Source organism: uncultured Nevskia sp. (genome assembly GCF_903885465.1).
In the GTDB taxonomy this organism is placed as follows: Bacteria; Pseudomonadota; Gammaproteobacteria; order Nevskiales; family Nevskiaceae; genus Nevskia.
In genome coordinates this window covers 20,762-28,347 of the sequence record NZ_CAISIQ010000397.1, presented here as the reverse complement: position 1 = coordinate 28,347, position 7,586 = coordinate 20,762, and the positions used below count along the sequence as shown (strand labels likewise).

Genomic DNA, 7,586 nt, shown 5'->3' with positions numbered 1-7,586 from the left:
TTCCTTCTCGCGATCGGTCAGCGCTTCCAGCGGCCGCTGACCGCTGGCGGAACTGGTGCTCAGGCTGCGGCCGGCCGCATTGAGCAGCAGTTCCAGATAGACGCGGCTCGGGCCGAGGCGGGTTTCGCCGCCGCCTACCGAAGCCTGCAGCGCGCTGTACTCTTCCTGCAGCAGATTGATCACGTCGCTGCCCTCGTCGAGCATCACCCGCACATAGCCGCCCGGTTCGGCCAGCTGCAGCGCCTTGCGCAGGCTGCGGTGCGAGGCGTTGCGCTGGCCCTTGCGATGCTGCAGCGACGCTTCGAGCAGATGCAGCTTGATCAGCCGATAGGCGCGGCCCGAGGCGTCGGCCATCTCCGCGGAGATCAGTTCGGTGGCCTGCGCCAGATCGCCGCCGTGGATTGCCAGGCGGATGCGGCCGAGAATTTCACCTTCCACTTCTTCGGCGAACGGCAACCAGCCTTCCGGCTGCGGCAGCTTGTCCGCCCGGATGCTGGCGGCGATCTTGTTGGCGCGCACCGGATCGCCAGCCAGCAGCGCCCGACGCACGCGCTCCCAGTTCAAGGTCGAGACCAGGCGGGTCCAGCCGTTGGCACGGCAGATCGCTTCGGCCTCGTCGAGCACTTCGCTGCACTTGTTGCTGCGGCCGCGGGCATCGTGACCGCGGGCCACGGCGAGGAAGGCGGTGAGCATCCAGTCCGGCAGGGTCGAATCGGCAATCGCCTGCAGGTGAGCGCCGGCCATCGCTTCGAGCCCATCCAGTTCGTTGGCTTCGTAAAGCGCCATCGAGTAGCAGGAGGCGATTGCCGCCGATGCGAAGGACTTGTCCAGCTCCGGCTGATGCTCGGCCATGCCGGTGCGCAGGCGGATCAGCGCTTCATCGATCTGGCCACGCAGCAGATAGCCCATGCTGTCGATGGCGACGGTATAGCCGCCGCTGAAGGTCGCCTGACTGCGTTCGTTGTGGTCGCGGGCGATGGCGATCAGTTCGCGGCCGCGTTCGAAATCGCCGCTGGTGATCGCCTGATAGGCCAGCAGGTTGGCGGCGGCGCCATATTCGAAGGCGCCGAAGCCGACCATCTCGCGGTTGCGGACATCGACGTTCTCGAGGATCGCGAATGCTTTCGCGACTTCGTTGCGTGACATCGCCGCCATCGACAGCACGATGCCGCAGTGGCCACCCGTCGTCACCGGTGGCAGGTCTGCATCGCGCTCCAGCGCCGGCTCGATCTTGCGCATTTCGCTGTAGCGACGCAGGAAGGTCAGCGCGTAGGCGACCTTCACGACCAGTTCCCTACGGCTCAGGGTCGCTTCCAGCGGCAGGCGTGAGAACCAGCGCTCGACGGTCATCAGATGGGCACGCGACACCAGATTGGACGCCCAGATGTTCAGCGCATCGGCAGCGAGTTCAGCGTCGCCATATTCCAGCGCGTGATGGACGGCTTCTTCATAGTGGCCATTGCGGAAGTGCCAGGCGGCGGCCCGCTGATGGACCTCGTGGGCGATCTCGGGTGTCTCGCTGCGCAGTTGCTCGGCGAGGAAGGTCGAGAACAGCCCGTGATATTTGAACCAGCGCGGCTCGGCATCGAGGCTGCGGATGAACAGGCCCGAGCGTTCGAGCCTCAGCAGCGTGTCCTGCGAGCGACTGCGGCCGGTCACTTCATCGCATAGCGAGGCGCACATGCGGCCGAGCAGCGAGGTGCGCAGCAGGAATTCCTGGTCGTCCGGCGGCTGCAGCGACAGCACGCTGTCGGTCAGGTATTCGGCCAGTTCGCGGGGGCGTGAGGCGCCGAAATCGGCCAGCGTGCGGCGCACGTCCGGGTTGGCAAGGCTCAAGCGGAACAGCTGGATCGCCGCCGGCCAGCCTTCGGTATGCAGGTAGACCGATTCCACTTCCTCGCGGGTGATCTCGATAGCGCCACGCGAGGCGAAGAACTGCTCGACCTCGCTGCGCGAGAAGCGCAGATCGTCGGCACGCAGCAGGGTGGTCTGGTTGTTGACCAGCAGCTTGGCCATGCCGATGTCCGGCACCGAGCGCGAGCCGACGAAGATCCGGACATTGGCCGGCACGTGCTCGAACAGCTCGCGGAAGAAGGCCAGCAGCGACTTGTTGGTCAGCACCTGGAATTCGTCGAGGAAGATCGCCACCGGCGTACCGATCTTCAGCAGGCGGTCGACGATCCAGTCGGTGCGGGTGCGCAGCTTCGGGCTGGCAAAGTCCTCATCGCCCGCCGGCGGGGCGTCCATCGCGTCATCGCCGATCAGCGAGGCAACCACGGCCTGCAGATGCACCGAGAAGCGCCGAGTGTCGTTGTCGGCATCGTCGAAGCTCAGCCAGCCGGTGCGGTAGCCCTCGCTCTCGCACAGCGATTTCAGCTGCTGCAGTGCTGTGGTCTTGCCGTGCCCGGCCGGTGCCTGCAGGAACACCACGCGCGCAGTGCCACTGCGCAAGGCGCGCTGCAGCACTTCCTTGCGTTCGATCGCGCCGGCGTAGCTGGTCGGGGCAAACAGCTTGTGACTGTAGACCTCGGCTTCGGCGCCGGTGTTTGCCTGGGCACCCCAAATCATTTGTTCTCCTCGCCTGCCGTGTCTGGCATCAACGGCGCGGGCGGCAATCTACCGCGCATCCGCACCTGGCCGCAGACGAGGTGTTCAACAGTCGACGACAGCGTCGCCAGCCCATCCTGCGGGCCCGGTGGGCAGCCAGGCCCGCGGAGGGTCATCGGGCAGAGCCGCTCAGGCGACCTTGACCACGACCTTGCCGAAGTTGCCGCCGGCAAGCAGTTCCGTGAAGCCCTGCGGGGCTTCTTCCAGCGAACCGACGACATGCTCGCGAATCTTCACCGCGCCGGATTCGATCGGCTGGGTCATCGCCGCGAGGAAGTTGGCGTAGTGGGCGGGGTACTGATCGAAAATGATGAAGCCTTCAAGCTTCATGCGTTTGAACAGCGCTTCGGTCAGAAAACCCGGCAGGCGATCGGCGCCGTTCATGCCGGCGCCGGAGTAATGGGCGACCAGGCCGCAGAGCGGCATCCGCGAGTTGAGGTTCATCAGCGGCAGCACCGCATCGAACACCGGCCCGCCGACGTTCTCCATGTAGATATCGATACCCTTCGGGCAGGCCGCTTTCAGACGCTCCGGCAGGCCGGCGCCGCGGTGATCGATGCAGGCATCGAAGCCCAGTTCCTTGACCGCGTAGGCGCACTTGTCGGCGCCGCCAGCGATGCCGACGACATGGCAGCCGGCGAGCTTGGCGAGCTGGCCGATGATCTGGCCGACCGCGCCTGTGGCTGCAGCGACGACGAAGGTTTCACCGTTTTTTGGATGGCCGATCTGGTTCAGCGCGTACCAGGCGGTGAAGCCGGGCATGCCCAGCGAGCCGAGATACATGCTCGGCTGCTTGGCGTTGGCCGGCAGCTTGATGATCACGTCGCTGCCATCGGACAGCGTGTAGTCCTGCCAGCCGGCATAGGAATGCACCAGCTCGCCGACCTTGTAATCCGGATGATTCGAGGCAACGACCTCGGACACCGTGCCGCCGACCATCACTTCGCCCGGCTTCACCGAGGCCATGTAGCCGTCGGTTTCGTAAATGCGCACGCGCATGTATGGATCCAGCGACAGCCAGGTGGTGCGCAGCAGCATCTGTCCCGGGCCCGGCGTCGGCACCGCGACGGTTTCGAGGCGGAAGGTGCTCGCATCCGGCTCGCCCTTCGGTGACTGGGCAAGAACGTAGCGGCGGTTGACGGTTGCAGACTGCGACATGGTTTCAGGTTCCTGAGGGTGAAAAGGACAGCAACGGACCGCCTGGACGACGCATGTCGTCCAGGTGCCGTGTTGGGAGATCGAGTGCCGCCTTCAGATCGTTTCGCGGCGTCCGCCGAGCATCATCTGCAGCAGTTCAGCGAACGAGGCCGCGCCCATCTTGCGCATCAGGCGCCCGCGATGGGCTTCGACGGTCTTGTAGCTGATGGCCAGCTTGCGGCCGACTTCCTTGTTGCTGCGTCCGGCGACTACCTGATCGAGAATTTCGCGCTCGCGGGCGGTCAATCCTTCCAGTCGCTGGCTGCGCAGGAATTCGCGGCGGCGAGCATCGCGACTGTCGGCATCCAGTGTCAGCGCCTGGCCGATGCGTTCCAGCAGCTGAGCGTTGTCGTAGGGTTTCTGCAGGAAATCGACGGCACCGCCTTTCATCGCCTGCACCACAGTCGGAATGTCGCCGTGGCCGGACAGGAACAGGATCGGCAGATGGATATGGCGGCGCTTCAGCTCGTCCATCAACTCCGGGCCACTCAGGCCGGGCATCTGCACGTCGAGCACCAGGCAGCCGCAGGCATCGGGGCGGGCGATGGCCAGAAAGGCTTCCGCGGAATCGCAGGTCTGCACGTTCAGCTGAGCGGATTCCAGCAGCCAGCGCAGCGAATCGCGCATCGCAGTGTCGTCATCGACGACGAATACGGTGGACCGGCTCGGGGTAAGGATTTCGGTCATTTCGTTAGCGGCTTTCATGGATTCATCACGGTATTGAGGTCGAAGCGGAAACAAGCACCGCCTTCGGGGTTGCTGGCCACGCGCAGGCTGCCGCCGTGGGATTCGATGATCGAGCGGCAGACGGCTAGGCCCAGGCCGAGGCCGTCCTGCTTGGTCGTGAAGTAAGCGTCGAAGATCTGGCTGCAGGCTTCCGGCGAAATGCCGGGACCGCGATCGCTGATCGTGACTTCGACCCGGCCACCGGCCAGCGGCCGCGATTCGATGCGCAGCAGGCGCTGCTCGGCGGGGCTGGTGGCCATCGCTTCGTAGGCATTGCGGATCAGGTTGAGCAGCACCTGACGGATTTCCAGTGCATCGACCATCACCGTCGGCGGTGCCGGCGCCAGCAGCAGTTCCAGACGCACGCCGAGCTTGCGGCGCTGGTGGTCGAGCAGGCCGAGCATGTCGCCGATCAGCGCGTGGAGATCGGTGGCGGTGGTTTCCGGCACGTGGCGACGGACGAAGCCGTGCACCTGGCGAACGATGCTGCCGGCGGTCTCGGTGTGCTGGATCGCTCGGCTGATGACCCCGTCGAGTTGTTCGGACGTGCAATCGCCTTGCTTGAGGCGCAGCTGGCAGCCATGCAGGTAGTTGAGCGTGGCTGCCAGCGGCTGAGCGAGTTCGTGAGCCAGCGCGCCTGCCATTTCGCTCATCGAGTTCAGGCGCGAAGCGCGGGCCAGATCCTCCTGGTGCCGGCGGCGGATCTCGGCCAGCTGCTGCTCAAGCTGGGCTTGTGCCTCGCGAAGGGCGTTCTCGGCCTGCTTGCGCGCGCTGATGTCTTCGATCGTCCATACCGAGCCTGCCGATGGGCGGCTGACATCGACCGCCTGGCCGCTCAACTGGCACCAGAACAGGCTGCCATCGCGGCGGCGCATCAGGCGTTCGATCCGGCAACTGCCCTGGCGTTCGAGCTGCCGGCCGCTGCTGCGGCCACAGGCCACGTAGTCGCTATAGCTCGGATACAGCATCTGCAGATTGCGCTGGTTCAGCTCGCCGGGACCGTAGCCGAACAGCGTTTCAAGGCGCCGATTGCAGCGCTGCAGTTGGCGATCGCGGACGTGACCGATCGCCATTGCGGCATGCTCGAACAGCAGCGAAGCCTCGTAGGAGGGGCGTCGCGGCTCTTGCCGTTCCGCACGGCGCAGCAGTTCCACCACCGGTGCGGCGCTCATGCGGCCGCTCCGGCCAGGAGGTCGGTCTGGGGTTTGAATCGGGTCATTCGCTCCTCCGCCTGGCGGTATCCCGACCAGTGCTTATCGTCAAGTGAGGGTCAACGCTAGGGGCGGGGGCGCGCACTACCCGGACGGGTGGAATCCGCAATTGCCGGATGTCAGAGAGGCGGAACACACGGCAACTTCGAGTGGTCCGAGGATGAAGAAAACGTCGAATTCTTCAGTGTTTGCGGCCATTGCGGTGCAGGCGCCGCGAGCGCTGCGGATGCGTTATCGTCGGCACTTGGTCTGCATGCCTACCATTGCCACCCAGACTGGCGGCTGCGATTCGCACCGACAGTGGCAGGGCTGCATCCAGATCGTCCCTGCAGCAGCAGATTCGCCCAGCACATTGACCAGACACATTGATCAGGCGGCCGGCAAAAGTACCGGACGCTGACCCGCACCGAGGAGCTTTGCCCATGTATATCAACCGTTTCGACCGCGGCTTCTCACGCCGCAAGTTCCTCAATGACGCAGCGCGCGGTGTGCTCGGCGCCGGCGTGCTGATGCCGCTGAGCGAAGCGATCTCGGCCAATGGCGAGATCAACAAGGCCTACCCGGACGAGTTGCTGTCGATCGAGGGCTACACCAAGGGCAAGGTCAAGACCGGCGACATCATCGACGCCAACAATGTCCAGTACGTGAAGGATCTGCTGGAGCCGGTGCGCTATGAGCAGATCCTCAAGCAGGGTCGCAAGCTCAAGATCGGCAAGACCACCAGCGAGATCATGCGGCTGTCGCCCTGGGAGTACATCGAGGCGACCTTGAGAAACAACGGCAAGGCCGGCTTCGATGCCCGGGGCAATGTGGTCAACAAGGCTGATGGCCAGCCGTGGATCGGTGGCAATCCGTTTCCGGACCCGAAGAATGGCCTCGAACTGTTTGCCGCGCAGACCCTGAACTGGGGCCGTCACGATGCCTCGTTCTACGCGATGAAGCTGTATGCGACCGACCCGGGCGGCGATGTCCGTTTCACCTACACCGGCGGCTGGTGCGAGTATTCGCCGGTGGCCCGCGTCAGCATGGAGCCGATGCCGTACGTAGAGAGCCAGAAGACCAAGCTGCGCTATCAGTCGGTGTTCTTCACGCAGCCGCAAGCCTATCGCGGCACCTCGTTCCTGAATATCTGGGACTACGATCACTCGACCTTCCCGGCGCTCTACGGCTATGTGCCCGAGTTCCGGCGCATTCGTCAGTTCCCGTCCGATCAGCGCTTCGAGCCCTTGATTCCGGGCCTGACCCTGTTCCTGTCCGATGCCTGGGCCGCCGGTGATCCGCTGTACACCTGGGGCAACTACAAGATCGTCGGCCGCGGGCCGTTCCTCGCCGGTCTGGCCGATGGCTGGGCGTCTGACGATCCGAACTGGGAGCACAAGACCCATGGCGGGCAGAAGGGCAAGACCTTTTGGGACGCTACCGTCGAGCTGGTGCCGGAAGCGATCATCGTCGAGGCCGAGCCGGTCAAGTTCCCGCGCGCGCCGATCGGCAAGAAGCGCGTCTACTTCGATGCCCGCAACCAGATCGTCATCGGCATGGTCACCTACGATCGCAACATGAAGCCGTACCGCTCCTTCGACGGTGCCTATTCGATGTACGACCAGGGCGGCAAGAAGGTCATGGATGGCAAGCATCCGTACTGGAGCTGGGCGCATGTCACGTCCAGCGACATCCAGACCGGCAGCGTCACCCGCATCGAGCAGGTCAAGCAGGTGGAAGGCGTCTATCAGAGCGGTGCCAACGATCCGGCTTACTACGACAAGTATCTGACCCAGGCGGCGCTGCAGCGTCTCGGTGCCTCCTGAGCCGGCAAACCTTCCTGTGATCTGCTGATCCTCCCCCGAT

Annotated in this window: 5 protein-coding genes; 1 reads left to right on the top strand and 4 read right to left on the bottom strand. The window is 64.6% G+C overall.

Going from position 1 to position 7,586, the window contains the following annotated elements; genetic code table 11:
- The 4 genes from QZY06_RS15530 to QZY06_RS15515 form a co-directional block, all read right to left on the bottom strand.
- Positions 1 to 2,568 (bottom strand): LuxR family transcriptional regulator (locus QZY06_RS15530; RefSeq protein ID WP_295685973.1); only part of this gene is annotated, 2,568 nt, incomplete at its 3' end.
- A 168-nt stretch (positions 2,569 to 2,736) separates the two neighbouring features.
- On the bottom strand, positions 2,737 to 3,765 hold the full coding sequence (locus tag QZY06_RS15525; RefSeq protein ID WP_295685972.1) for an NADP-dependent oxidoreductase: 1,029 nt from the start codon (positions 3,763 to 3,765) through the stop codon (positions 2,737 to 2,739).
- Positions 3,766 to 3,858: 93 nt separating this feature from the next.
- Positions 3,859 to 4,509, bottom strand: coding sequence for a response regulator (locus QZY06_RS15520; protein ID WP_295685971.1), 651 nt, complete (start codon positions 4,507 to 4,509; stop codon positions 3,859 to 3,861).
- A complete protein-coding gene (locus QZY06_RS15515; RefSeq protein ID WP_295685970.1) occupies positions 4,506 to 5,702 on the bottom strand; it encodes an ATP-binding protein in 1,197 nt (398 codons plus the stop codon). Before QZY06_RS15515 ends, QZY06_RS15520 begins: the two co-directional genes overlap by 4 nt.
- 461 nt (positions 5,703 to 6,163) lie before the next feature.
- On the opposite strand from QZY06_RS15515, the gene QZY06_RS15510 reads away from it, so the two are divergent.
- Positions 6,164 to 7,546 carry a DUF1329 domain-containing protein gene (locus QZY06_RS15510; protein ID WP_295685969.1) on the top strand — a complete coding sequence of 461 codons (1,383 nt, stop codon included), beginning with the start codon at positions 6,164 to 6,166 and terminating at the stop codon, positions 7,544 to 7,546.
- The last annotated feature ends 40 nt before the right edge of the window (positions 7,547 to 7,586 follow it).